The organism is Flavobacterium sp. KY-23415, assembly GCF_055384985.1.
This window is the reverse complement of sequence record NZ_AP044001.1, coordinates 548,550-570,206: the sequence shown is the minus strand read 5'-3', so window position 1 is coordinate 570,206 and position 21,657 is coordinate 548,550. Positions and strand designations below refer to the sequence as shown.

Annotated in this window: 24 protein-coding genes; 12 read left to right on the top strand and 12 right to left on the bottom strand. The window is 31.6% G+C overall.

Annotated features, from left to right (window positions below):
• Positions 1–23: 23 nt before the first annotated feature.
• The 4 genes from porV to ACZ49Z_RS02840 all read left to right on the top strand — a co-directional run bounded on the left by porV (position 24) and on the right by ACZ49Z_RS02840 (position 4,544).
• Entirely contained in the window at positions 24–1,220 is a 1,197-nt protein-coding gene (porV, locus tag ACZ49Z_RS02855) for a type IX secretion system outer membrane channel protein PorV (protein ID WP_464306691.1), read from the top strand.
• A 64-nt stretch (positions 1,221–1,284) separates the two neighbouring features.
• The gene (locus ACZ49Z_RS02850) at positions 1,285–1,767 is read left to right on the top strand and encodes a cytidine deaminase (protein ID WP_464306690.1); all 483 of its coding nucleotides are present in this window, start codon (positions 1,285–1,287) and stop codon (positions 1,765–1,767) included.
• Between the two features lie 154 nt (positions 1,768–1,921).
• Positions 1,922–2,920 (top strand): pyruvate dehydrogenase (acetyl-transferring) E1 component subunit alpha, encoded by a 999-nt coding sequence (gene pdhA, locus ACZ49Z_RS02845; protein ID WP_464306689.1) that lies wholly within the window; start codon positions 1,922–1,924, stop codon positions 2,918–2,920.
• Between the two features lie 4 nt (positions 2,921–2,924).
• A complete protein-coding gene (locus ACZ49Z_RS02840; RefSeq protein WP_464306688.1) occupies positions 2,925–4,544 on the top strand; it encodes a 2-oxo acid dehydrogenase subunit E2 in 1,620 nt (539 codons plus the stop codon).
• 71 nt (positions 4,545–4,615) lie between these two features.
• On the opposite strand, the gene ACZ49Z_RS02835 is transcribed toward ACZ49Z_RS02840, so the two are convergent.
• On the bottom strand, positions 4,616–5,095 hold the full coding sequence (locus ACZ49Z_RS02835) for a hypothetical protein (protein ID WP_464306687.1): 480 nt from the start codon (positions 5,093–5,095) through the stop codon (positions 4,616–4,618).
• Positions 5,096–5,513: 418 nt separating this feature from the next.
• Complete coding sequence (locus ACZ49Z_RS02830; protein ID WP_464306686.1) at positions 5,514–6,017, bottom strand: hypothetical protein; 504 nt, start codon at positions 6,015–6,017, stop codon at positions 5,514–5,516.
• Positions 6,018–6,148: 131 nt separating this feature from the next.
• On the opposite strand from ACZ49Z_RS02830, the gene ACZ49Z_RS02825 reads away from it, so the two are divergent.
• The 7 genes from ACZ49Z_RS02825 to ACZ49Z_RS02795 all read left to right on the top strand — a co-directional run bounded on the left by ACZ49Z_RS02825 (position 6,149) and on the right by ACZ49Z_RS02795 (position 10,303).
• Positions 6,149–6,655, top strand: coding sequence for a GbsR/MarR family transcriptional regulator (locus tag ACZ49Z_RS02825; protein WP_464306685.1), 507 nt, complete (start codon positions 6,149–6,151; stop codon positions 6,653–6,655).
• Between the two features lie 162 nt (positions 6,656–6,817).
• A complete protein-coding gene (locus ACZ49Z_RS02820; RefSeq protein ID WP_464306684.1) occupies positions 6,818–7,036 on the top strand; it encodes a hypothetical protein in 219 nt (72 codons plus the stop codon).
• Between the two features lie 28 nt (positions 7,037–7,064).
• Positions 7,065–7,775 (top strand): YqjF family protein, encoded by a 711-nt coding sequence (locus ACZ49Z_RS02815; RefSeq protein ID WP_464306683.1) that lies wholly within the window; start codon positions 7,065–7,067, stop codon positions 7,773–7,775.
• Positions 7,772–8,146, top strand: a complete 375-nt coding sequence (locus ACZ49Z_RS02810) for a hypothetical protein (protein ID WP_464306682.1) — start codon at positions 7,772–7,774, stop codon at positions 8,144–8,146. Before ACZ49Z_RS02815 ends, ACZ49Z_RS02810 begins: the two co-directional genes overlap by 4 nt.
• Positions 8,112–8,933 carry a DCC1-like thiol-disulfide oxidoreductase family protein gene (locus ACZ49Z_RS02805; protein ID WP_464306681.1) on the top strand — a complete coding sequence of 274 codons (822 nt, stop codon included), beginning with the start codon at positions 8,112–8,114 and terminating at the stop codon, positions 8,931–8,933. The genes ACZ49Z_RS02810 and ACZ49Z_RS02805 overlap by 35 nt, the downstream gene beginning before the upstream one ends.
• Before the next feature lie 3 nt (positions 8,934–8,936).
• Positions 8,937–9,845, top strand: a complete 909-nt coding sequence (locus ACZ49Z_RS02800) for a TIGR01777 family oxidoreductase (RefSeq protein WP_464306680.1) — start codon at positions 8,937–8,939, stop codon at positions 9,843–9,845.
• A gap of 2 nt (positions 9,846–9,847) precedes the next feature.
• On the top strand, positions 9,848–10,303 hold the full coding sequence (locus ACZ49Z_RS02795; RefSeq protein ID WP_464306679.1) for an SRPBCC family protein: 456 nt from the start codon (positions 9,848–9,850) through the stop codon (positions 10,301–10,303).
• A 30-nt stretch (positions 10,304–10,333) separates the two neighbouring features.
• Here the strand turns inward: ACZ49Z_RS02795 and ACZ49Z_RS02790 are convergent, their stop codons facing one another.
• The 4 genes from ACZ49Z_RS02790 to ACZ49Z_RS02775 all read right to left on the bottom strand — a co-directional run bounded on the left by ACZ49Z_RS02790 (position 10,334) and on the right by ACZ49Z_RS02775 (position 14,586).
• Positions 10,334–10,882 carry an inclusion body family protein gene (locus ACZ49Z_RS02790; RefSeq protein ID WP_464306678.1) on the bottom strand — a complete coding sequence of 183 codons (549 nt, stop codon included), beginning with the start codon at positions 10,880–10,882 and terminating at the stop codon, positions 10,334–10,336.
• Positions 10,883–11,227: 345 nt separating this feature from the next.
• On the bottom strand, positions 11,228–12,271 hold the full coding sequence (locus ACZ49Z_RS02785; protein WP_464306677.1) for a phosphotransferase enzyme family protein: 1,044 nt from the start codon (positions 12,269–12,271) through the stop codon (positions 11,228–11,230).
• 13 nt (positions 12,272–12,284) lie between these two features.
• Entirely contained in the window at positions 12,285–13,208 is a 924-nt protein-coding gene (locus ACZ49Z_RS02780; protein ID WP_464306676.1) for a nucleotidyltransferase family protein, read from the bottom strand.
• A complete protein-coding gene (locus ACZ49Z_RS02775; RefSeq protein ID WP_464306675.1) occupies positions 13,195–14,586 on the bottom strand; it encodes a Gfo/Idh/MocA family protein in 1,392 nt (463 codons plus the stop codon). The genes ACZ49Z_RS02780 and ACZ49Z_RS02775 overlap by 14 nt, the downstream gene beginning before the upstream one ends.
• 271 nt (positions 14,587–14,857) lie before the next feature.
• On the opposite strand from ACZ49Z_RS02775, the gene ACZ49Z_RS02770 reads away from it, so the two are divergent.
• Positions 14,858–16,426: a protein adenylyltransferase SelO gene (locus ACZ49Z_RS02770; RefSeq protein WP_464306674.1), complete on the top strand. Its 1,569-nt coding sequence runs from the start codon at positions 14,858–14,860 to the stop codon at positions 16,424–16,426.
• 515 nt (positions 16,427–16,941) lie between these two features.
• Here the strand turns inward: ACZ49Z_RS02770 and ACZ49Z_RS02765 are convergent.
• The 6 genes from ACZ49Z_RS02765 to ACZ49Z_RS02740 all read right to left on the bottom strand — a co-directional run bounded on the left by ACZ49Z_RS02765 (position 16,942) and on the right by ACZ49Z_RS02740 (position 21,657).
• Positions 16,942–17,517: a hypothetical protein gene (locus ACZ49Z_RS02765; protein ID WP_464306673.1), complete on the bottom strand. Its 576-nt coding sequence runs from the start codon at positions 17,515–17,517 to the stop codon at positions 16,942–16,944.
• Positions 17,477–19,141, bottom strand: a complete 1,665-nt coding sequence (locus ACZ49Z_RS02760) for an FAD-binding oxidoreductase (protein WP_464306672.1) — start codon at positions 19,139–19,141, stop codon at positions 17,477–17,479. Before ACZ49Z_RS02760 ends, ACZ49Z_RS02765 begins: the two co-directional genes overlap by 41 nt.
• Positions 19,142–19,149: 8 nt before the next feature.
• Positions 19,150–20,184 (bottom strand): heme-binding protein, encoded by a 1,035-nt coding sequence (locus ACZ49Z_RS02755; RefSeq protein ID WP_464306671.1) that lies wholly within the window; start codon positions 20,182–20,184, stop codon positions 19,150–19,152.
• A gap of 21 nt (positions 20,185–20,205) precedes the next feature.
• Entirely contained in the window at positions 20,206–20,550 is a 345-nt protein-coding gene (locus tag ACZ49Z_RS02750) for a hypothetical protein (protein ID WP_464306670.1), read from the bottom strand.
• Between the two features lie 107 nt (positions 20,551–20,657).
• Positions 20,658–21,119: a cupin domain-containing protein gene (locus ACZ49Z_RS02745; protein ID WP_464306669.1), complete on the bottom strand. Its 462-nt coding sequence runs from the start codon at positions 21,117–21,119 to the stop codon at positions 20,658–20,660.
• Between the two features lie 211 nt (positions 21,120–21,330).
• On the bottom strand, positions 21,331–21,657 hold the full coding sequence (locus ACZ49Z_RS02740; protein WP_464306668.1) for a hypothetical protein: 327 nt from the start codon (positions 21,655–21,657) through the stop codon (positions 21,331–21,333).

The window sequence follows — 21,657 nt, the reverse complement described above, 5'->3', positions numbered from 1 at the left end:
TCTAATTAATTTAATTTTCAGGAATGAGAAAAATTGCAGTTTTACTATTGATAACTTTAACAAGTCAATATATCGGAGCACAAGATAGAGTTATTACAACCGGAGTTCCGTTTTTATTAATTGCTGCCGATGCTAGGTCTGCCGGTATGGGAGATATGGGTGTGGCAACTTCAGCTGATGCCTATTCGCAACAGCATAATCCAGCTAAGTATGCATTTTCATTAGAAAAACAAGGTTTTTCTTTAAGCTATACGCCTTATTTGACAAGTATTGCTAATGACATATCTTTGGGTCAAATTACATATTATAATAGAATTAATGAAAGAAGTGCTTTTGCAACTTCTTTAAGGTATTTTGGTTTAGGTGACATTCAATTAACTAATGCAGTTGGAGAGCTTCAGAATACAGTTAGTCCAAACGAATTAGCATTAGATGGTTCTTATGCTTTGAAATTGAGTGAACGTTTTTCCATGGCTGTTGGCGGAAGATTTATACGTTCTAATTTAAAAATTGCAACAGATAATAATGATGCTTCAGCAGCTTCTACTTTTGCGGTTGATATCGCAGCTTACTATCAATCGGAAGAATTAGCTTTTGATGAGTTTAATGGTAGATGGAGAGCGGGAATGAATCTTCAAAATTTAGGGCCAAAAATCAATTATGATAACGATAAGTTAGATGAGAACTCTAATTTTTTACCTTCAAATTTAAGAGTTGGTGCAGGGTTTGATTTTATCTTTGATGAATATAATAAGATTGGTGTGACTGCTGAGTTTACAAAATTATTAGTACCAACACCTTCAGCAAAAATTAATGTTGGAGACTTAAAAGAAGATGGTAGCGCATATACTCAAGCAGAAGCAGATGTTGCAAATGGTCAGGCAGTTATAGATTATAGAAAAACAGGTTGGGTAAGTGGAATTTTTAAATCTTTTGGAGATGCACCAGATGGTTTTTCAGAGGAATTAAAAGAGTTTACTTATGCATTAGGTGCAGAATATTGGTATCAAGACTCTTTCTCTTTAAGAACTGGATATTTTCATGAAAGTGAAGTGAAAGGAGCTAGAAAATATTTCACTTTAGGAGCAGGTTTTAAATACAATATTGTTAAAATAGATGTTTCTTATTTGTTTTCGACTTCGAAAGTTAGAAATCCATTAGAAAACACATTGCGTTTTTCACTTACATTTAATTTTGGTGATAAATATGATGAGTTATAATCTTAAAAAATAAAATTTTTAATATCCAAATTCTTAGTTGAATTTGGATTTTTTTTCCTTATTTATGAAGCAAATTACAATTACAACAAGTTTTTCAGTTTACAATTCATTAAGTGAACTTAATAGTGAAGATCAAGGGTTGATGTTGAAAGCTATAGAGAATCGTAAAAAAGCCTATGCACCCTATTCGGAGTTTAATGTGGGTGTAGCTATTCTGTTAGATAATGGACAGGTTGTGCAGGGGTCTAATCAAGAAAATGCAGCTTACCCGTCTGGTTTATGTGCGGAAAGAGTGGCTATTTTTTATGCAGGAGCAAACTATCCAGAGGCTAAAATTTTAAAACTATTTATTTCTGCTGCCCCAGCAGATAGAGAATTGGAAAGTCCAATTCCACCTTGTGGTGCTTGCAGGCAATCTATTGCAGAATATGAAATTAAACAAGAGTCGGATATAGAAATTTTCTTTATGGGAAGTAAAGGGGAAGTTTATAAATCAGATTCTTTAAAAAATCTATTGCCATTATTATTTGATAAGAAATACTTATGATGTTTTTTTGTTTTTTGAATTATTCTGTGAAAAAATATAAAATTGATGAGAATTAATTTTTTCAATAAGCTTGTATGTAGTATTTTTGCTTTTTGTAAATTTTACGGGGTGTAAATGCCTTTTGTAAAAAATTCAATTTAACAAAATAAACCAAATGAAGCCAATAACAAAAGAAGTTTACCTTAAATGGTATGAAGACATGCAGTTATGGAGAAAGTTTGAAGATAAACTTGCTGCACTTTACATTCAACAAAAAGTAAGAGGATTTCTGCACTTATATAATGGTCAGGAAGCTGTTCTTGCGGGTGCTTTGCACGCAATGGATTTGTCTAAAGATAAAATGATTACAGCATACAGGAACCACGTTCAACCGATTGGTATGGGTGTAGATCCAAGAAGAGTTATGGCTGAACTTTTAGGTAAAGCAACAGGAACTTCTCAAGGTTTGGGTGGCTCAATGCATATTTTCTCAAAAGAGCATGGTTTCTATGGGGGGCACGGTATTGTAGGTGGTCAAATTCCATTAGGAGCTGGTTTAGCATTTGCAGATAAGTATTTTGAAACAGGTGGTGTAACGATGACCTATTTTGGTGATGGTGCTGCTCGTCAAGGTTCTTTACACGAAACATTCAATATGGCAATGAATTGGAAACTTCCTGTCGTGTTTATTGTTGAAAACAATGGTTACGCAATGGGTACTTCAGTTGAAAGAACGGCTAATCATACTGATATTTGGAAATTAGGTTTGGGGTATGAAATGCCTTGTGGACCAGTTGACGGAATGAACCCAATTAAGGTAGCTGAGGCTATGCATGAAGCTATAGAAAGAGCACGTCGTGGTGATGGGCCAACCTTCTTGGAAATGAAAACATACAGATATAGAGGTCATTCTATGTCTGATGCACAACATTATAGAACTAAAGAAGAAGTAGAAGAATATAAAAAAATAGATCCAATTACTCAGGTTTTGGATATTATTAAAGAAAATGGATATGCTTCAGATGAAGAAATTGAAGCAATTGATCAAAGAGTAAGAGATTTAGTTGAAGAATGTGTAGCATTTTCAGAAGAGTCACCTTATCCAGATTTAAGTGTAATGTATGACGTAGTGTACGATCAAGAAAATTACCCTTTTTTACCTCATAAATTATAATACAATGGCAATAGTAATTAAAATGCCTCGTTTAAGCGATACCATGACAGAAGGAACTGTCGCAACATGGCTTAAAAAAGTAGGCGATAAAATTAATGAAGGAGATATTTTAGCCGAAATTGAAACTGATAAAGCAACAATGGAGTTCGAATCATTTGAAGCCGGTACGTTGTTGCATATTGGTGTTAATGAAGGTGATACTGCGGTTGTTGATTCACTTCTTGCAATTATTGGAAAAGAAGGCGAAGATATTTCGGGATTATTACAAAATAAGACGGAAGTTAAAGAAGAAGTTGCAGCAGAAGTAAAACAAGAAGAAAAAATAGCAATAAATACTGATTTACCTAAAGGAGTAGTTGTTGTTACAATGCCTCGATTAAGTGATACCATGATTGAGGGTACTGTGGCTACTTGGTTAAAAAAAGTGGGTGATAAAATTACTGAGGGTGATATTTTAGCTGAAATCGAAACAGATAAGGCTACAATGGAATTTGAATCTTTTAATGCAGGTACATTATTGTATATTGGCGTTGAAGAAGGTGGTACAGCTCCTGTAGATTCAATACTTGCTGTTTTAGGTCCAGACGGAACAGATGTAAATACGATTGTAGCTAACTATAAGGGAGGAAGTACAATTAGTAATCCAGAAGAAACTAAAAAAGAGACAAGTGCAGCTGTTGTGGCAGAAACATCAACAAATACTGTTGCTGTTACCACTAATGCTCATGGAAGAATATTAGCATCTCCTTTGGCTAAAAAAATTGCACAAGAAAAAGGAATTAACCTTAACGAAGTTAAAGGTTCTGGAGAAAATGGAAGAATAGTAAAATCTGATGTAGAAAGCTTTAGAACTGTTGCTACTGTTGCAGTACCATCTTCTTCTCCAGTTGCTCAGGCTACTTCTAGTGTTGCAGCTGTTAAACCATTTGTTCCAGCAGGAGAGGTTTATCAGGAAGAAATTAAAAATTCACAAATGCGTAAGGTTATTGCTAAGCGCTTGGCAGAATCTAAATTTTCAGCTCCACATTATTATTTAACAATTGAGTTAGATATGGACAATGCAATTGCATCTAGAGGAATGATAAATAGTTTGCCAGACACTAAAGTGTCATTTAATGATATGGTAGTTAAAGCAAGTGCAATGGCATTGAAGAAACATCCGCAAGTAAACTCTCAATGGAAAGATGATGCGATGATTTTGAACCATCATGTAAACATTGGTGTGGCTGTGGCAGTTGAAGACGGATTAGTTGTTCCCGTTTTAAAATTTACTGATCAAATGAGCTTAACGCAAATTGGGGAAAGTGTAAGAGATATGGCTGGAAGAGCAAAATCTAAAAAAATTCAACCAGCTGAAATGGAAGGAAGTACTTTTACAATTTCTAACTTAGGAATGTTTGGAATTCAGTCTTTTACTTCAATCATTAATCAACCAAATTCTGCGATTTTATCTGTTGGAGCTATTGTAGAAAAACCAGTTGTGAAGAACGGACAAATTGTTGTTGGAAATACGATGACAGTAACTTTAGCATGTGACCATAGAACGGTTGATGGTGCTACTGGAGCTCAGTTTTTACAAACATTTAAAGCATTTATGGAAAACCCTGTTACCATGTTAGCATAATTTTCTAAATACATAGAGCAAAAAAATCCCGAATTTTCGGGATTTTTTTTGTTCTATGGTTTTTAATTTAGCTATAAACTTTTTACATAATTAACAAAGTTCTTTAATGCAGCTGGAGGATTTCCTCTATCATATGGTTGAGAAGAATACTGAACGCCATTATGAAAAATTTCTAAAGTTTCAATTTGGGCACCATCAAACATGTAGTCTTTTGAAGGTGGTGCAAAAGAAGGGATTTGTGATAAATTTAAAGTAGAAAATAAATAATTCAAATAGTTAAATTTTGAATATGTCATTATATAATTTGAAGGAGGGACAATTCCGCTACTGTTTTTTGCTACCTGATTTCCTTGAATTTCAATAGTTTCATAGAATCCTCGTGTAACATCAGTAATTGTTATTTTTGTTGTTCTATTTATTCTATTTGTGAAGCCGCATTTTTCTAATTTGTGATTTTCTACTTCATTGTTTGATGTGTTCATTTCCTCTGTACTACAACTAGTAAGTAATGATGTTCCTAGTAATGCTAAAAAAAAAGTAATTTTTTTCATTTGTTTGTTTAATTTAAATTATGTTTTTATCTGCAGATTTAAAACAGTTCAAAGATACTTTTAGATGGGTGCATCTTCCAAGAGCTTTACAGTTTGTTGACTTATTCTTAATTATAGTATTGTTTTTAGTTTAATGATATGTGTTCATTTAAATCATTTTTTTAATATTTAAATTTAAAAGAATTAGACTGTTTTTTCTCTTGTTGAATTATTTGACATTTTTTCAGATTAATCATTGAAAATTATTCACCTAATAATTTTTTTTAAATCAAAAAGATTATTTAATAAAAAAATAATCTTTATTATAGTGAATAATAAGGAAATATTTCTGTGCTTAATGCACGTTGTTTTATTAAATATAAAAAGCGAATCACTATTCAATAGTGATTCGCTTTTTAATTAGTTATCTAATAAGTTCTTAATCATCATCTTCGTCGTCATCGTCGTGATTTCTTCTGTGTTTTTTATGGCATTTATGCTTATAGTTTCTTTCACAACATGATTGTTCATACCTTCTACATTTGTATCTTTTTTTATGATGATGAAAATCATTATAAGGTCTGCGTCCATGATAGTCTAATACTACTCTGTAGCCTCTTTCGATGTTATAATTGCTACAATATCTAGGTAGATATCTTGATCTAACCCAAGTATTAGAATCTAAATAAATATAAACAGAAGAGTGGACATCATAATAAACTTCAATTTCTGGGTAATAATAATAGTCAATAGTTTCTTCATGGTGATGGCTGTCTTCATAATGTCTATGACCATGATTAGGATGTGAATTAACATTAATGTTTACGGATACTCTTTGTGCATTGCTTTGTAAAGTGAATAATAAAAGTACAATAAGACCGAATACTGTTTTTGTCCTCTCGTGTATTAATTTTTTTAAAAATGCGATGTTAAATGATTTCATAAGTGTTTTTGTTTAATTTATTATTTGGAAAAAGTATTTCAATTTGCGTGCCAAAAATAAACTTTCATTTTTTTTTGAAAGTTTAAAAACTTTTATATACATTTGTGCTATTAAATGAGATAAAGTAAATAATGGAATTCAAAGAAGCTAAAAATAAATTCGTTCAAACCTGGGGGGCATTGGGTTCTCAATGGGGAATTAACAAAACCATGGCTCAAATCCATGCTTTGTTAATGGTGAGTAACGAGCCTGTTTCTATGGAAGACATTATGGAAGAATTACAAATTTCTCGTGGAAATGCTAGCATGAATTTAAGAGCCTTAATGGATTGGGGAATCGTATATAAAGAATTCAAAGCTGGTGAAAGAAGAGAGTTTTTTATAGCTGAGAAAGATTTAGATGAATTAGCTGTTAAAATTTCAAAAGAGCGAAGTAAAAGAGAAATCAAACCCGCATTAAAAGTTTTAAAAGAGGTTTCTTCAATAGAATCTAATAAGACAGAAGAGGAAAGACATTTCGTAGCGCAAACTACTAAATTATATGATTTTGTTTTAAAAGCAGATAATGTTTTGGATAAAATAACAGAATATAAAGACAATTGGCTGGCTCAATTACTAGTTAAGTTTATGAAAAAATAAAAAATTTTAATCTAAACTTTCATTTTTTTTTGAAAGTTTAAAAAAATAAAAATTATCAAAAATTTAATTCGCTTAAATACTATAGCAATTCTTCTACCTTTCTTAATTGCCATATTTGGTTTTATTGATGAAAGTATAATTTTAATTGCATTACTTTCAACCATGCTTACAGGAATTATTCAAGTCATTATTGGGATTATTTATGTTTTTTTGTTTCCTAAAAGCGTATTGATTAAAGTCTATTTACTTTTAGTTGCATTCTTTTTAATCTCTTGGTTAGTAGGAGAGCAAAATAATTGGATTTGGATTTTACCACCATTATTGTGTGCTTTTTTAACGGTAATATTACACGACCAAGTAAAGACTACTAAGACTTGCTAATTCTTTTCAAATGTTTAAATTAAAAAATATGAGTTTCTTAACCGCAAACTGGAAAAACCTTGCCTTAATCAATTATGAAATTGATCCAGAAATCTTAGAAAAATACCTTCCCAAAGGAACTGAAATCGATTTTTATAATGGCAAATGCTATGTAAGTCTTGTTGGTTTCTTATTTCAGAATACTAGATTATTAGGGCTAAAAATTCCTTTTCATATCAATTTTGAAGAAGTAAATCTTCGTTTTTATGTAAAACGTTTTGAAAATAATGAATGGAAACGCGGGGTGGTTTTTATCAAAGAAATTGTATCAAAACCAGCTTTAACATTTGTTGCGAATACTATCTACAAAGAGCATTATCAAACACTTCCAATGAAACATAGTATTGTACATTCTGAAGAGTCTTCAGAATTTGTTTACCAATGGAAATTTGGTAATACGTGGAATTCAATTGCAATAACAGTAAAAAACAAATTAGAACCCATTGAAGAAAACACAGAAGCAGAATTTATATGTGAACATTATTTTGGTTATACAAAGTTTAATAATTCAACAACTTTTGAATATGAAGTAAAGCATCCAAGATGGGAACAGTATCAAGTTATAGCAACCAATATTGATGTTGATTTTGAAAGAGTTTATGGAAGTGATTTTGCCAATTTGAAAAAACTAAAACCATTTTCAGTCATTATGGCTAAAGGTTCTGAGATAAGTGTTGAAAATAAAAAAAGAATATCATGAAAACACTAATTCAAATCAATAAAATCACTTTTTTTACTGCATTAATTCTTATGCTTACTTTTTATGGAGGTCCAATTGGTTTGTTTTTCTTGGGCTTTGTACAAATTGTTTCTGCTATCTATTTGAGTTATTCTTTTTATAACAAATCTCTTAAAGCCAAAAGATATTTAACAGTGTATTGGAGTTTGACTTTCATTGAGTTGTTAATTCTCTTTTGGGTATTCAAAAGTAAATTTGTTCTGATTCATTTTGAACTCTTTTGTGCTATAACACTTTTAACTCCTTGGATCGCTGCTACTTACTTCTACATAATTCTAAATAAAATAGTTACAGAAAATGAAAACCTTAACGAACCACACATTACTCTATGACGAAGATTGCCCTATGTGCAATTTATACACTGCTGGGTTCATCAAAGCCAATATGCTGGATCAAAATGGAAGAAAACCCTTTGTTGTTTTAACAGATGAAGAACAAACGTACATTGATTTAGATAGAGCAAAAAACGAGATTGCATTAGTAGATACTAAAAACAAAAAAGTATTTTATGGAATTGATAGTTTATTAAAAGTAATAGGTACTTCTTTTCCTTGGATGGAAAAAGTGGGCAGTTGGAAACCGGTCAACTACCTGTTGAGAAAGCTATACAAATTTATTTCTTACAATCGTAAAGTAATAGCACCAAGCAAAAAAAATACTACCAAAAAAATAGAATGTGTACCTGATTTTAATGCTACTTATCGCATTTTATATATAGTTTTAGCTACTTTATTTACTGCTTTTTCATTATTTCAATATGCCAAATTAGTACCATTCTTATCAAATACTCTTTTTGGTAAAGAATTAGCATTAGCACTAGGACAAATAGGTTTTCAATATCTTTTTATTCGTAAGATTAACAAACAAGACCAACTCCATTATATTGGAAATTTAGTTACCGTTTCTGTAATAGGTAGTTTGTTTTTACTTCCAATAATAATGCTAAATCAATTTGTAGCTCTCCATCAATACATTGTTTTAGCTTGGTTTGGCATCATCGTAACCGTAATGATATTGGAACATTACAGAAGAATCAACCTCTTACAATTACCAAAACACCTAACATTAACGTGGATTTTGTATCGCATTTTGGCCTTACCTCTCTTATTAATCTTTTAAAAAATGAAAAAAATAGTTATAGCAGCTGGAACTGGATTTTTAGGCAGCGTTTTAATTCGTTATTTCAAACATACATGTAATGAAATAGTGGTTTTAACGCGAGGAAAATCTGAAATTAAAAATAACATAAAGTATGTACATTGGGATGCTAAAACATTATCAGGTTGGGAAACCGAATTGGAAAATGCTACTGTACTCATCAATCTCGCAGGGAAATCGGTAGATTGTCGTTATACTGAGGCGAATAAAAAAGAAATTTTAGCTTCTCGAATTGACAGTACTGCCATTTTAAATATTGCCGTACTGAGTTGCAAAAACCCACCTCAACATTGGTTGAATTCTTCTACAGCTACTATTTATAGGCATTCGGAAGACAAACAAATGACGGAAACGAATGGAGAAATTGGCGATGATTTTTCAATGAATGTAGCCAAGACTTGGGAGCAAACTTTTTTTGAAGTACCCACAAAAAATACTTTAAAAACCGCTTTGCGTACTTCTATTGTTTTAGGCAAAAATGGTGGGGCTTTTATTCCTTTAAAGCGATTGACACAATTGGGATTAGGAGGTAAACAAGGCAAGGGCAACCAATTTATTAGTTGGGTTCATGAGCAAGATTTTGCTAGAGTGATTGAATTTATCGTCAACGAAAAAATGACAGGTGTTGTCAATATAGTTTCACCAAAACCTATTCAAAATAAAGTTTTCATGAAGCAATTACGAAAAAGCCTTGGATTTCCTTTTGGATTTCCTACTCCATTGTCAATATTAAAATTTGGTGCAAAAATTATGGGTACAGAACCTGAATTGGTTTTAAAAAGTCGAAATGTGATTCCAGAGCGATTGCTACAAGAAGGTTTTGATTTTAAATATGAAACTATAGATAAAACATTTAAAAATTTACTGGAATAAAAATGACAATCATTCATCTTACTACAAAAATTGAAGCACCAATAGGGACGGTGTTTAATAATGCAAGAAATATTGATTTGCATCAACAATCAGCGAGTCAAACTCATGAAAAGGCGATTGCAGGAATAACTTCTGGATTAATTGAGTTAGGAGAAACCGTAACTTGGAAAGGCAAACACTTTGGATTTTACATACAGCATCAAAGTATTATTTCCGAAATGGATTTCCCAACTTATTTTGTAGACGAACAAGCTAAAGGTCATTTTAAGAGTTTTAAGCACCAACATCTATTTGAAGAAAAAAATGGGGTTGTGGTTATGCAAGATATTTTGCAATATGAAACACCCTTTGGGTTTTTTGGAAATCTGTTTGATGTTTTGTTTTTGAAAAGACATTTGATTAATTTTCTTAGGTATCGGAATGAGGTTTTGAAGAATAAAAAACACGAACTTATTTAAGTTCGTGTTCATAATGTAAAAATTGATTAATTAAGATGGAACAACTACTTGAGGGTCCCAATAATAATACCCGTATAATTCTTGAGTTTGACCGTCACTAGCGAGTGTATATAGAGCGATATATACATAGAAGTTTTCTGTTCCTCCTCTAGCTATTTTTGAATCATAACTGGTGAAATTTTGTTTAGTTTGTACAGGAGGAATGCCATTTAACTGATCTGGATTTGGCTGTACAGCTCTGTTTCTTGTAACGATATTTGTAGTAAACGTATTGAAGACTTTATCACCTTTCCAATATTTAACACCGTAAATAATCACCGCATCATCTGAATTTTGCTGAATAGATGTTGCACGGAAAGAAACATTATCACCAACGTTTGCTCTAAAACTTAAATCTGCTGTTCCTTGACCTGATACAATTCCTCTAGGACTATAGCAAATCATGAATTGACTGCTGTGATTTATACCTTGTGCTTTGTTTGGATCACTATTTTTAGGATAATGATTTTTAATATATTCTGTATCGATAACGACAAGAATATCTATCTGTGCCGATGAGGCTGCTAAATTTTCACTCATAATTTATTTGTTTATTTGTTTTCTCCTTACTCGTATGGCTTTTCAGGTTACGCCTCGTTTTTTTATGTGATAACTGAACTTCACTTTGTTTATTTGTTTGTAATATTACATTGTAAAACTAAGACGAAATAGTGCTCTATTTATAGGTATAAATACCTGTTTATGAAATGTTTATATCTTTGTGGTTTTTCTGTAATGGTGTGTTTTAGAATTGAGCAAAGCTTTACTTTATATCATATGAGGTAAACAAACTGAAAGTTTTTCAATGGTAAAATAAGGAAAGGGAAATGTAGCGTAGCTATTTAATTCAAAATTACGCAATAGAACTCTAATATATAATCTCAGTTAAAGGGCGAGAAGTTCTTGTAGTAAATGTATTTGATTGATTGTTCTATTTAAATTTTGATCAGGATATTGTATAGAATAATAAACATCATTATTCAAAAAGTCAGTTAGGAAGCGAAGAGCTTGTATATAAATAATTACTTGTGCGGCATAAGTAAGATTTTCAAGTTCAATAGTAGTTAACTTGTCTTTAATATGATAAAGAAAACCTTGTGTGACAGCGTCAAAGATTGATCTATTGAAAATGTTAGTAGCATTTGTGTCATCTTCTTTGTGATTGTTAGTGTATGATCGTATCATATCTCCATAGTCATATAATATACTACCTGGCATTATCGTGTCTAAATCGATAACAGATAAGGTTTGCATTTCTAGAGTATCAAAGAGAATGTTGCTAAGCTTAGGATCAGCATGAATAATCCTCGTAGGAAGGATGCCTTCTTTTAATAGTGAAATAAATGAGTTAGGAAGTTGAATGTATTCATTTATAAAATGAATTTCTTTTGTAGCTTTTTCTCGTCTTTCAATAGTAGTATTTTGTAAAGCTGTTTTGTAATCGTCAATACGTTTCTGAAAATCTAGAAAATTAGGGATGGATGGTTCAATAGATGAGGGAGCTAAATCCCATGTATAGGCATAAAATTCGCTGAAAGTTTGGGCTGCTAAAAAGGCTTGTAATGGATTTTGTATTAAAGATAAAGTTTTCGAATTGGGAATAAATGGTATAAGTCTCCATGGATAATTTTCAGAATCATAGCTAACATATTCTTTTTGATGATTTACTATTGGGAATAAGATGCCTTTTGGGTAATTCTTTTGTTTGAGATGGTCAGCAATAGTTACCATTGTTTTCATAATGGTTTCAGGATTTTTAAATACAAAATTATTAATTCTTTGCAATACAAACTGATCCACACTTGTATCAGTATTTTTTACTTTTATATGATATGTTTTATTAATATACCCATCGTCAATAGTGCTAACTTCTATTTCAGAAGGCGATAAATTTGTTAAAAAAGTGTGTAATATTGCGTCTAATTTCATTAATGAGTTTGTTTTAGTCCCAAAGCGATTCTGGGTATTTTTTGTGTTGGATTAATGTTTTTACTTTGTTCATCACTATTGCTTTGTCTTCTGGATAAGTTACGCCAAACCAATCATCATTGGAAACGGAAACATTGACACTAATTTTGTTTTCATGTATTAGTTCATCAATTACTTGAGGGATAAAGAATTCTTTTTTCGCATCATTATAAAAATGTGAAATGAATGATAAGAATTTTTCTTCTAAATACTGAAAGAGTATTGGATGAAAGATCCAAAAATTCATTGAAACTATTGTTTTTTTAGCTATAGAGGCTTCTTCGTTGTCTAGATGAAAAACAATAATGTCTTCCTTTTTTTCAATTTGAGTTCGCTCAGTGACTTTTTCTAAGAAACCATGCTCATTTATGGTACAAATACCTCTAGAAACAGAACCGTTTTCGCTCAATGTTGCTTCTATAGGATAACCTACCATCTGAAATGTGGTTTCCGTAATTTTATGAGTGTCTATAGCTGTTTTGCTTAATTGATAGGCTTTTTTACCATAAAAATCATCGGCATTAATAACAATGAATGGTTCGTTGATTATTTCTTTTGCACATAAAACTGCATGACCTGTTCCCCAAGGTTTTATTCTATGTTTTGTTTTATCAATATATTCTAAAGGGATTTTTGTGCTTACTTCTTGCGTTACAAAATGAATCTCAATATTTTTTTTCTCAGCAATTTTAGTAAAATAGTCTTTATTGTTATCCTTAAATTGACTGTTAACTACAAAAATAATTTTTGAAAAACCATTTCTAATAGCGTCATATAGTGAAAATTCCATGAGACTTTCACCTGAAAGTCCCATGGCATCTAATTGTTTTTGACCTTTATAACGGCTACCTAAACCGCCAGCCAAAATGAGTAATGTTTTTTTATTAAAGTTCTCCATCAAATCCAAAAACAGGTTTGCGTGTTTCCCAAGCTCCTCTTGTAAAATCTGGAATTTCTTGGACTTCACCATTCTTTTTAATAGATTTTTCACTTAGTGGAGTGATAGCATACCAAGTAGCTAAATCATATACGTCTAAAGGAAACTCAACATTTCTTTTTATACATTCAATAAAAGTGTTGTCAACAAAGAAATCCATTCCACCATGACCAGAATTTTCTGCTTCTGTAGCATAACGTTGCCATAGAGGATGATCGTGTTCTGTTAACCATTTTTCAGTGTTGTCCCATCTGTGAGAGTGATTCATCATTTTTTCAAAATAGATAAAACCTTGATTTTTTTCGCCCCAACCAAAATCTTGCCATATACCTTCGGTTCCTTGAACTCTGAAACCTAAATTGTATGGGCGTTGCAAACTAGTATCGTGAGTGAGTAAGATGGTTTCACCATTGGCACATTGAATCTGAGTAGTGACTATGTCCCCTTGTTTAAATTCTATTTTTGCATTAGGGTGTTCTTTTCCTCCTTTAGGATGCTCTTCAACATATTTATTTAACCCTCTTGCTTTACTTGAAAAGGAAGACAAGCGCAATAAACGATTCCCTCTATTGATATCAAACATAACGGCAACAGGACCTAAACCATGTGTAGGATATAGCTCACCGTTTCTGTTTAAATAATGGTTTGTTCTCCATTGTGCTTCACTAAAACCTTTTTCACCAAATTCAACACCAGAATTATAAGGAGTTACACCATCATTAAATAATACACCTCTTAAATCGTGTTCATAACCTCCTTGACCATGAATTAGCTCTCCAAACATTCCTTTACGCACCATGTTTAGTACAGCCATTACATCTCGTCTGTAACAAACGTTTTCAAGCATCATGATAGGAACTTTCGTTTCTTCATAGGCTTTTACATAATCCCAACAATCGGAAAGTTTCATTGCACCACAAACTTCCATGCCCACAATTTTTCCTGCATACATGGCATCAATACCTTGTTCTTTATGCCATTCCCATGGTGAAGATATAATTACGGCATCTATGGTTTTATCTTGTAAAAGATTTTTATAATCATAATTACCATTACCATATTCTTTTGGTGCTGGTCTCTTATAATCTGAGACTAGTTTTTGAGCCATAGCAAGCATCCTTTTATCAGGGTCTGCAAATGCAACGATTTCTACATCGTCTCTTTTGAGCATTTCTAATAAATGTGCTTGCCCTCTGAGTCCTACAGCTATAAAGCCTAAGCGTACTTTTTTATTGGTTGTTGTGGTAAAAGAGTATAGAGAGTTAGGTAAAATTAGTGCTCCAAAACCTGCAAGAGCAGTAGTTTTTAAAAAATTTCTTCTGTTGGTGTTGTTTGTCATTTGAGTAGTTTTATTGTGACTAAAATACATTTTTTATTTTTAATTTATTGGTTTTTTAACATTGTAAAGGGTATAGTGTAAGTAATTTATGAAGGTCACTTTTAGGATTGGTTCACTTTTAGTATTTTACGAGAAATGGGGGCTTATTTTTCGGGAATAATTCAAAACATATAAATGATTATTTATAAATAGAAAACTAAAAACTGTTATACCTTTGTATAAGAAGTTGATTGTTGGTCAAAAAATTAATGTAGTTTAGAAAAAGATAATTATGATGAAGTTGAATATTAATAATAGATTTACTAGTGAATTGTCAGCTGATACAGTAGAGACTAACACTCCTAGACAAGTAGTAGAAGCTTGTTTTTCTTATGTAGAACCGCAAAATCCATCTAACCCTAGCGTTGTTCATATTTCAAAAGAAGTTTCAAAAGAAATTGGTATTTCTGAAGAAGATTTGGTGTCAGAGCAATTTTTGAATGTTTTTTCAGGTAAAACAATTTATGCAGGAACACAGCCTTACGCTATGTGTTATGCAGGTCATCAATTTGGTCACTGGGCTGGACAACTTGGAGATGGAAGAGCTATTAATTTATTTGAAGTTGAAAATAATGAACAACATTTAATGGTTCAACTGAAAGGAGCTGGTAAAACTCCATATTCGAGGAAAGGAGATGGTTTTGCAGTATTGCGATCTTCTATACGCGAACATCTTTGTAGTGAAGCTATGTATCATTTAGGGGTGCCTACTACCTGTTCGCTAGCATTAGTTTTAAGTGGAGATCAAGTCTTGAGAGATATATTATATAATGGTAATGCTGCTTTTGAGAAAGGAGCAATAGTTACTAGAGTTGCTCCTTCATTTATTCGATTTGGGAATTTTGAAATATTTGCGGCTAGAGAAGATTATAAGAATTTAAAGGAATTGTCTGACTTTGTTATAAAATATTATTATCCTGAAATTAAAGAAGAAGGAAAAACGAAATACATAAGTTTTTTTGAAGCTGTAGCTCAGAAAACATTGGAAATGATAGTACATTGGCAGCGTGTAGGGTTTGTTCACGGTGTAATGAATACGGATAATATGTCTATACATGGTATTACAATTGATTATGGTCCTTATGGATGGTTAGAAGATTACGATCCGAATTGGACACCTAATACTACAGATAATGAATATAGAAGATATCGTTTTGGTAATCAACCTGTGATTGCACAATGGAATTTATTACAATTAGCAAATGCTTTATATCCATTGATTGAAGAATCTGAGCCTTTAGAAAAAATATTAAATGATTTTCCAATTCAATATGAGGTAGATTATTTAAAGATGATGCACAATAAATTAGGTTTTGTTGAAGAAAACGAAAAGTCGAAAGAATGTATTTATCTATTAACTGAAAATTTACGTTTAGTTGAAACAGATATGACGATATTTTTTAGAAAATTGAGTAATGTTCACAAAGAAGACACCATAGAAAACGCTTTTGAGAAAGTTAAAGAATCATTTTATTCTATTGAAGAAGTAAAAGAAACAGTGTTAGATACTTGGCTGTATTGGTTTGCACAATACCTGTCTGTTTTAAAGAACGAGGATAGATTGAACAAGGAGCGAGAAGAAGAGATGAATTCAATTAATCCAAAGTATGTTTTAAGGAATTACATGGCACAATTAGCCATTGATGCTGCAGATAAAGGTGATTATGAATTATTGAATGAGCTTTACAATTTGTTGTTAAAACCCTATGATGAACAACCAGAGTTTGAAAAATGGTTTGCCAAAAGACCCGATTGGGCTAGGCACAAGGTTGGATGTTCTGCGTTGTCTTGTAGTTCTTAAGAATCGATAATAAAATGACTTATATTTTTTAATGTAATATCCTCCATCTTGAAATAAGAAGGTTCTTTATTTTGGATTTTACACTTTTAATGTTAAGTTATTTTAAGGAACTACCAAAAAAATCCAATTTTGAAATTACAAAATTGGATTTTTTACATTTTTTAGAAAATCACTTTACTTTTAAATTTGTATTGACTAGTAATTGTTTACTATAGATTATGTATTAAATTGGATTTTAATTATACTTTTTACATCGAAATTACAACTTGATTTATTCTTTAGTTTTTAAATACTAAATTAACCTGAGTTCAATGTTAAAATTTTAAAGAAGTATAAATAAACAAAGGTTTCTCGTCAGTTTGAGTGTTTTTAGGTAATAAATTGGAGTAAAAAATGTATCAAAAACTAATTAATAAGATATTTATAACATCACAATACATTTTCAATTCCGAAAGCTACATTGAAAACACTCGATGTAACGGAAACCAACTAATTTACATTGAACTCACGTTAAATTAAGAAGAGAAATCAATACCGGTTAAACTAAAATTTAGTAAATCATAAATTGCATCCTCTAATAATTGAGGCTGTTCCCATAGACTGATGCTATACAACCAATTGGTATATTGACCAATGGTAAATTCTCCTAAGGTGTTAAATTTTGATTGACTACTGATACTAGCTTTCTTTTCTGCATATATTATAGCAATTTCATTGTAAGATAACTTCCACTCCGTAGCATTTAATCCCGTTAGTTTATATTCAAAAACAAGATCGTCTGGTTGTGAAAAACCTTTATAGATTGCTGTTAATGTAGCTTCTTGGTTACTGGTTTTTAAAACTGTAATAGTACTTTTTTTAATGATGTTTCTTGCTTTAGCGGTTCTCCCTATAGGTTTTCCATATTTAAAAGGTAGTATTTCCCAAGCGTGTAATTTTCTTGAAAAATAGGAGCCTATACCCTGAGGCTTCAGAAAATCTAAGATATGTGGAGGTTTGTCATCAATATTGTTTTTAAAATTAAATTCGATTGCCATTAGTGAAAAATATTTAAATGATTGTTTTACGTGTTCTAAAATGATTGTATTCATCTTCTGAATATTTGATCTTAATGTCTTTTAACTTTTCATAGTTAAAAGAGAAATATGTTGCTGTTGGAATAGAGCTGTCTTTGAAACTGATAAAGGCACCAGATGTATTCGGAATGATAAAGTCTCTATTTTCTTCTATCCAGTCTAAAGCCCTGTTGGTTCTATCATATACTAAATTATCTTGCTCTTTTTCAATCTCTTTTTCTTCTTCGTTCCACCAGCATTGGTATTGAATGGTATATAATTTGTCTTTATAAGGAAATGCACTATCATAACCCTTTGGATGTTCTTTGTAGAAGTCTCCTATTATTGCCCCTAGCGTAACGTAAGTAAACAATCCAAGAGAGCGATTGCCTTTTAAGATAAGTTCGGACGTTAAACTTTTTAATAATTGTTCATATCCGTTTTTGCTATCATAGTCAAGACCTTCTTTATTTACGAGTCTTGAGGTTATCTTATGTGGGGCAGGTTGATCTTCATCTGGTTCAAATGGAATTCCGTTTACATTCCCAGAATTCATCTTGAACTGTATTCTAGGCAATGATTCTCTGTCCCATGAATTCATTAAATTTAATCCATAGGTGTCTTTTTCATAGTCAGCTCCAGTTGGTTTTTCAATGGTTAATCCGCTAGGAAAAAGCTCATTTGTGAAATTTTTATTTATAAATTCTTTAAGACTAGCTTCATTACCTTCCCAATACCCATACATTAAGCAATTGTGAGCAATGGTAGTCACATTAATTGGTTTATCCTTTTCCCAAGGGCGTCCGTTTATTTTTAAATTAGTTCCAACAAGATGTGATGTTTCATTTGATTGAATAAGTGATTCCCATTTTTTTAATACTTTTAGAGTTGGTACTTTTTCATCTATTAGATCTGTTTGTAAATCGTTATATAAATTCCATTCTAATTCAAAACGATACAAGACAGGAGGTAAAGGGAACGTTTGTATGCGGAGTTCTGTAACAATACCATAACTCATGCCTCCACCACCTCTGAGAGCCCAAAGTAATTCTGGAACATTCCCTTTAGCGTCAACATCTAGCTTTACAATCTCACCATTACCCAGTAAAATATTAGCACCTACTAGATGCTCGCAGCACATTCCTTTTTTTCTCGTCCATGGCCCCCAACCACCACCCATGGTGAAGCCTGCAATACCTACTGTTGCACAAGTGCCATGTGGAATCATGACATCTACTTTAGCTAATTCTGTGGTGAGTCTTTTAAATTTATTCCCAGGGCCAATAGATGCTATCTTAGTGTTTTGGTCTATCTTGATATGATTTATTTTTGAAACATCAATAACAATGGTATTTGTACCAATGCATTCACCTTCATGATCGTGTCCTCCAGCCCTAACTCGGATGGGTAGATTAAAATAAACGGCTGTTTTGTAGGTTATTTTTACATCATTTTCACTTTCACAGTATACTATAACAAAAGGATTGGTTTGTATTCTAGAATTAAATATTTGACTGTTTTTAAAATGATCATAAAAATTTTCTGAATCCCCTATAGCTGTTGATATTTTTACAGTACCTGATAGCTTTGACTTTATTCCCTCAATAAAATTTTGTAGGGTGCTAATTTCTTGGTCAATTCTTAAAGCGGTTATATCCATATTATTAATTATTTTTTCTTGGTTAGTACATTACATGTTATGTGTGGGAACTTTACGATTTTTCCATTTATAGGAATATCCAAAACAATAGTCTGTGAATAGGCTAATTCTGTAAAAATATTTTCAGTTCCAAAAGATTGCAGCCAATAGGTAGCTTTATAGTTTGAAACATTAGCTTTTTTTTGTTCAAAGGGGATGTTTGTAACAGAGCCCAATGCAGCTTCATTTTCGGTATCCACATGCCATTCAATATATTTTGTACAAGGATTGTCAACAGTGAATTCCTGTAACGGTATGTTAGGGTTCTTAGCTAATTTTGGATAAGGATTTCCGCCTCGTATATCTGTTTTTGTATCATAAGGGAATAATAAATCCATATCTATGGGTAAACTTCCATTATAATCCTCAATTTTTAATGGTCCCTTATTTATAAATACATTTTTTTGAGAAGTGGTATAGTTTTTTATGTTTCCAAGCGCTAATATTGAATTGCCATGCGGAACAGAAATTTGTTTGACAATATTAGCGGAACTGTTTTGTGTAGGAATTGGATTGGGAGGAGGAATAACAGGAGTTGCCCCATAAGCATTTAATGGTTGTTCTCCTGTTTCTAGGAATAGCCATGATCCATTTTCTGCATGAACGAGTTGATCTTTATTTGGTCCTTCAGCAAAATAAACACGTTGTTCATAGAAAAGAACATTTGAATATTGGCTATAATTTCCTCCTCTGTTTTGTACATTACCATTTATGGGAGAGAAAGTGATTTCTTCATAATAAGTAAAGTTTTTTAAGATGAACTTTTCTTTTGATTCAGAAGAAGGTAAAGCTAATAAATTATAGGAATAAGGATTTATTCTTCCTCCTTTATCTGAGGTTCCTAAATTTTGATTTGACCAAGTTCCTATTAAATACTGAAAGGGGCCAAGTCCTTGAATATTTGGTTCAGGATAAGACTGTGTAGGTTCTGTTATTAATGAGTTTGGAAATATCGGTGAACTCGTTTGTTGACTCAATGCTGGAATTTCTATTATGTTTTTCATGTCTTAATTGTTCTTTTAGTATTATGATTCAGCAAATATGGATACCCCAATTTTTGGTTTTGTTAGATCAGTTGTTTGAGTTCTATTCATAACCATTATCTCATTGCCAATGTTTTCTAGGGAAATAACATATTTCATTTTGGGTTGAATATAGACGCTCTGTCCAGAAATACCTCCACTTCTTTTTGATATAAAAAATTGTGCTACTTGCTTTTCGTCTAAATTTTCTGCGATTAAATGGCAAACGTTCCCTAAATATTGAATGAACATATGTTTTTTGGTTGGGGTTAATATAATCTGATAGTCATTAGGGGCTTTTGACATTCCTACTGTCGGATTTGTTGTATTAGAGTTTGAATCTGTCATCTTTTTTATTTTAGTTATTATTTTTTAAATTGTACAGCAACAAGCTAGTACTTAAAAGATTAATAAAATCTTTTAAGTACTACAATTAGATTGCTAAGTACTTTGGATTAAACAGATACAACTTTTTTGTTGTAGGCAAGAAAAGGATAATCATTATTGTCCTTAATAGATGTTATTTTTATATCACTAGGTAATAATGTTATAATTTCATTTAAGGTAAGAATATTAAAATCCTCTTTGTCAAAAGAAAGGTCAATAGTGAAATTTTCCTCACCAGTATTCACAAAATAATGTAAAAAACCTTGAGGTAAAAAAACAGTGTCTCCAGCTTTAAATGGATATGTATTATAAATTCCTCCGCTTGCATCACCTGTCCCATGATTTGGAGCTATAATAGTAACTGTACCTTCACCGCTTATGCAAGTGGTTATTTCATTAGCATTTGGATGCCAATGTGGGGCAAGTAAATGATTAACAGGAATAGACAATTGAGCAGCCCCTTGTGCATAGGCTTCTCTCATTCCAGATGGAGCATTGTTTACAAAGTTAAGTTGGTCTTGTGTTGCCATAATTAATTAATTTTTAATGTTCTTGGTTAGTATTGATTTAAAGGTCATAGCAAAAACAAAATCTACTTTTTGAAAAAATTTAAAAATGGTTTTTAAGACTATATTTGATTACTTATCTATAAAGGTATTTTTAAAATGTAATGAATATTGAATAAATGTTGTGAATGAGCGTTTTTCTGCTGTGAATGAAATTAGACCTCATTTTTTTACATTACATACTGTTATAATTGTACTCAATTTTCTGGATTTTCATCAATATATTTTCGTTTTCAAATGTTTGATATACGAAGACTAAAAAGCATTCGTAGGGTTCACCTCTTTTTGTAATTGCTTTATTGCAAATAAAACTAAGAGCTGTTCCTCCATTAATAGGTTGAGTAGCGTATGCAAATGGAAAAAAATTAGGTTCTTTTGGTTTCACGGTTTCATCAAATATTTTTTTCGCAAAATCATCTTTAAAATTAATGACATAGGGACTCCAATAGTTTGGGTTAGGTCGTATGGTTGCGATTATTTCTTGTAGTTGTGATTCTGACAT

Bases quoted from the DNA above. Each gene is read 5' to 3' on its own strand.
- ACZ49Z_RS02800 (WP_464306680.1), top strand. From the start codon at position 8,937: ATGAAAAAAATAGTTATAGCAGCTGGAACTGGATTTTTAGGCAGCGTT.
- ACZ49Z_RS02825 (WP_464306685.1), top strand. From the start codon at position 6,149: ATGGAATTCAAAGAAGCTAAAAATAAATTCGTTCAAACCTGGGGGGCA.
- ACZ49Z_RS02740 (WP_464306668.1), bottom strand. From the start codon at position 21,657: ATGTCAGAATCACAACTACAAGAAATAATCGCAACCATACGACCTAAC.
- ACZ49Z_RS02795 (WP_464306679.1), top strand. From the start codon at position 9,848: ATGACAATCATTCATCTTACTACAAAAATTGAAGCACCAATAGGGACG.
- ACZ49Z_RS02850 (WP_464306690.1), top strand. From the start codon at position 1,285: ATGAAGCAAATTACAATTACAACAAGTTTTTCAGTTTACAATTCATTA.
- ACZ49Z_RS02820 (WP_464306684.1), top strand. From the start codon at position 6,818: ATGCTTACAGGAATTATTCAAGTCATTATTGGGATTATTTATGTTTTT.
- ACZ49Z_RS02780 (WP_464306676.1), bottom strand. From the start codon at position 13,208: ATGGAGAACTTTAATAAAAAAACATTACTCATTTTGGCTGGCGGTTTA.
- ACZ49Z_RS02765 (WP_464306673.1), bottom strand. From the start codon at position 17,517: ATGAATACAATCATTTTAGAACACGTAAAACAATCATTTAAATATTTT.
- ACZ49Z_RS02810 (WP_464306682.1), top strand. From the start codon at position 7,772: ATGAAAACACTAATTCAAATCAATAAAATCACTTTTTTTACTGCATTA.
- ACZ49Z_RS02790 (WP_464306678.1), bottom strand. From the start codon at position 10,882: ATGAGTGAAAATTTAGCAGCCTCATCGGCACAGATAGATATTCTTGTC.
- ACZ49Z_RS02835 (WP_464306687.1), bottom strand. From the start codon at position 5,095: ATGAAAAAAATTACTTTTTTTTTAGCATTACTAGGAACATCATTACTT.
- ACZ49Z_RS02750 (WP_464306670.1), bottom strand. From the start codon at position 20,550: ATGACAGATTCAAACTCTAATACAACAAATCCGACAGTAGGAATGTCA.
- ACZ49Z_RS02785 (WP_464306677.1), bottom strand. From the start codon at position 12,271: ATGAAATTAGACGCAATATTACACACTTTTTTAACAAATTTATCGCCT.
- ACZ49Z_RS02815 (WP_464306683.1), top strand. From the start codon at position 7,065: ATGAGTTTCTTAACCGCAAACTGGAAAAACCTTGCCTTAATCAATTAT.
- ACZ49Z_RS02755 (WP_464306671.1), bottom strand. From the start codon at position 20,184: ATGAAAAACATAATAGAAATTCCAGCATTGAGTCAACAAACGAGTTCA.
- ACZ49Z_RS02745 (WP_464306669.1), bottom strand. From the start codon at position 21,119: ATGGCAACACAAGACCAACTTAACTTTGTAAACAATGCTCCATCTGGA.
- ACZ49Z_RS02775 (WP_464306675.1), bottom strand. From the start codon at position 14,586: ATGACAAACAACACCAACAGAAGAAATTTTTTAAAAACTACTGCTCTT.
- porV (WP_464306691.1), top strand. From the start codon at position 24: ATGAGAAAAATTGCAGTTTTACTATTGATAACTTTAACAAGTCAATAT.
- ACZ49Z_RS02760 (WP_464306672.1), bottom strand. From the start codon at position 19,141: ATGGATATAACCGCTTTAAGAATTGACCAAGAAATTAGCACCCTACAA.
- ACZ49Z_RS02770 (WP_464306674.1), top strand. From the start codon at position 14,858: ATGATGAAGTTGAATATTAATAATAGATTTACTAGTGAATTGTCAGCT.
- ACZ49Z_RS02830 (WP_464306686.1), bottom strand. From the start codon at position 6,017: ATGAAATCATTTAACATCGCATTTTTAAAAAAATTAATACACGAGAGG.
- ACZ49Z_RS02805 (WP_464306681.1), top strand. From the start codon at position 8,112: ATGAAAACCTTAACGAACCACACATTACTCTATGACGAAGATTGCCCT.
- pdhA (WP_464306689.1), top strand. From the start codon at position 1,922: ATGAAGCCAATAACAAAAGAAGTTTACCTTAAATGGTATGAAGACATG.
- ACZ49Z_RS02840 (WP_464306688.1), top strand. From the start codon at position 2,925: ATGGCAATAGTAATTAAAATGCCTCGTTTAAGCGATACCATGACAGAA.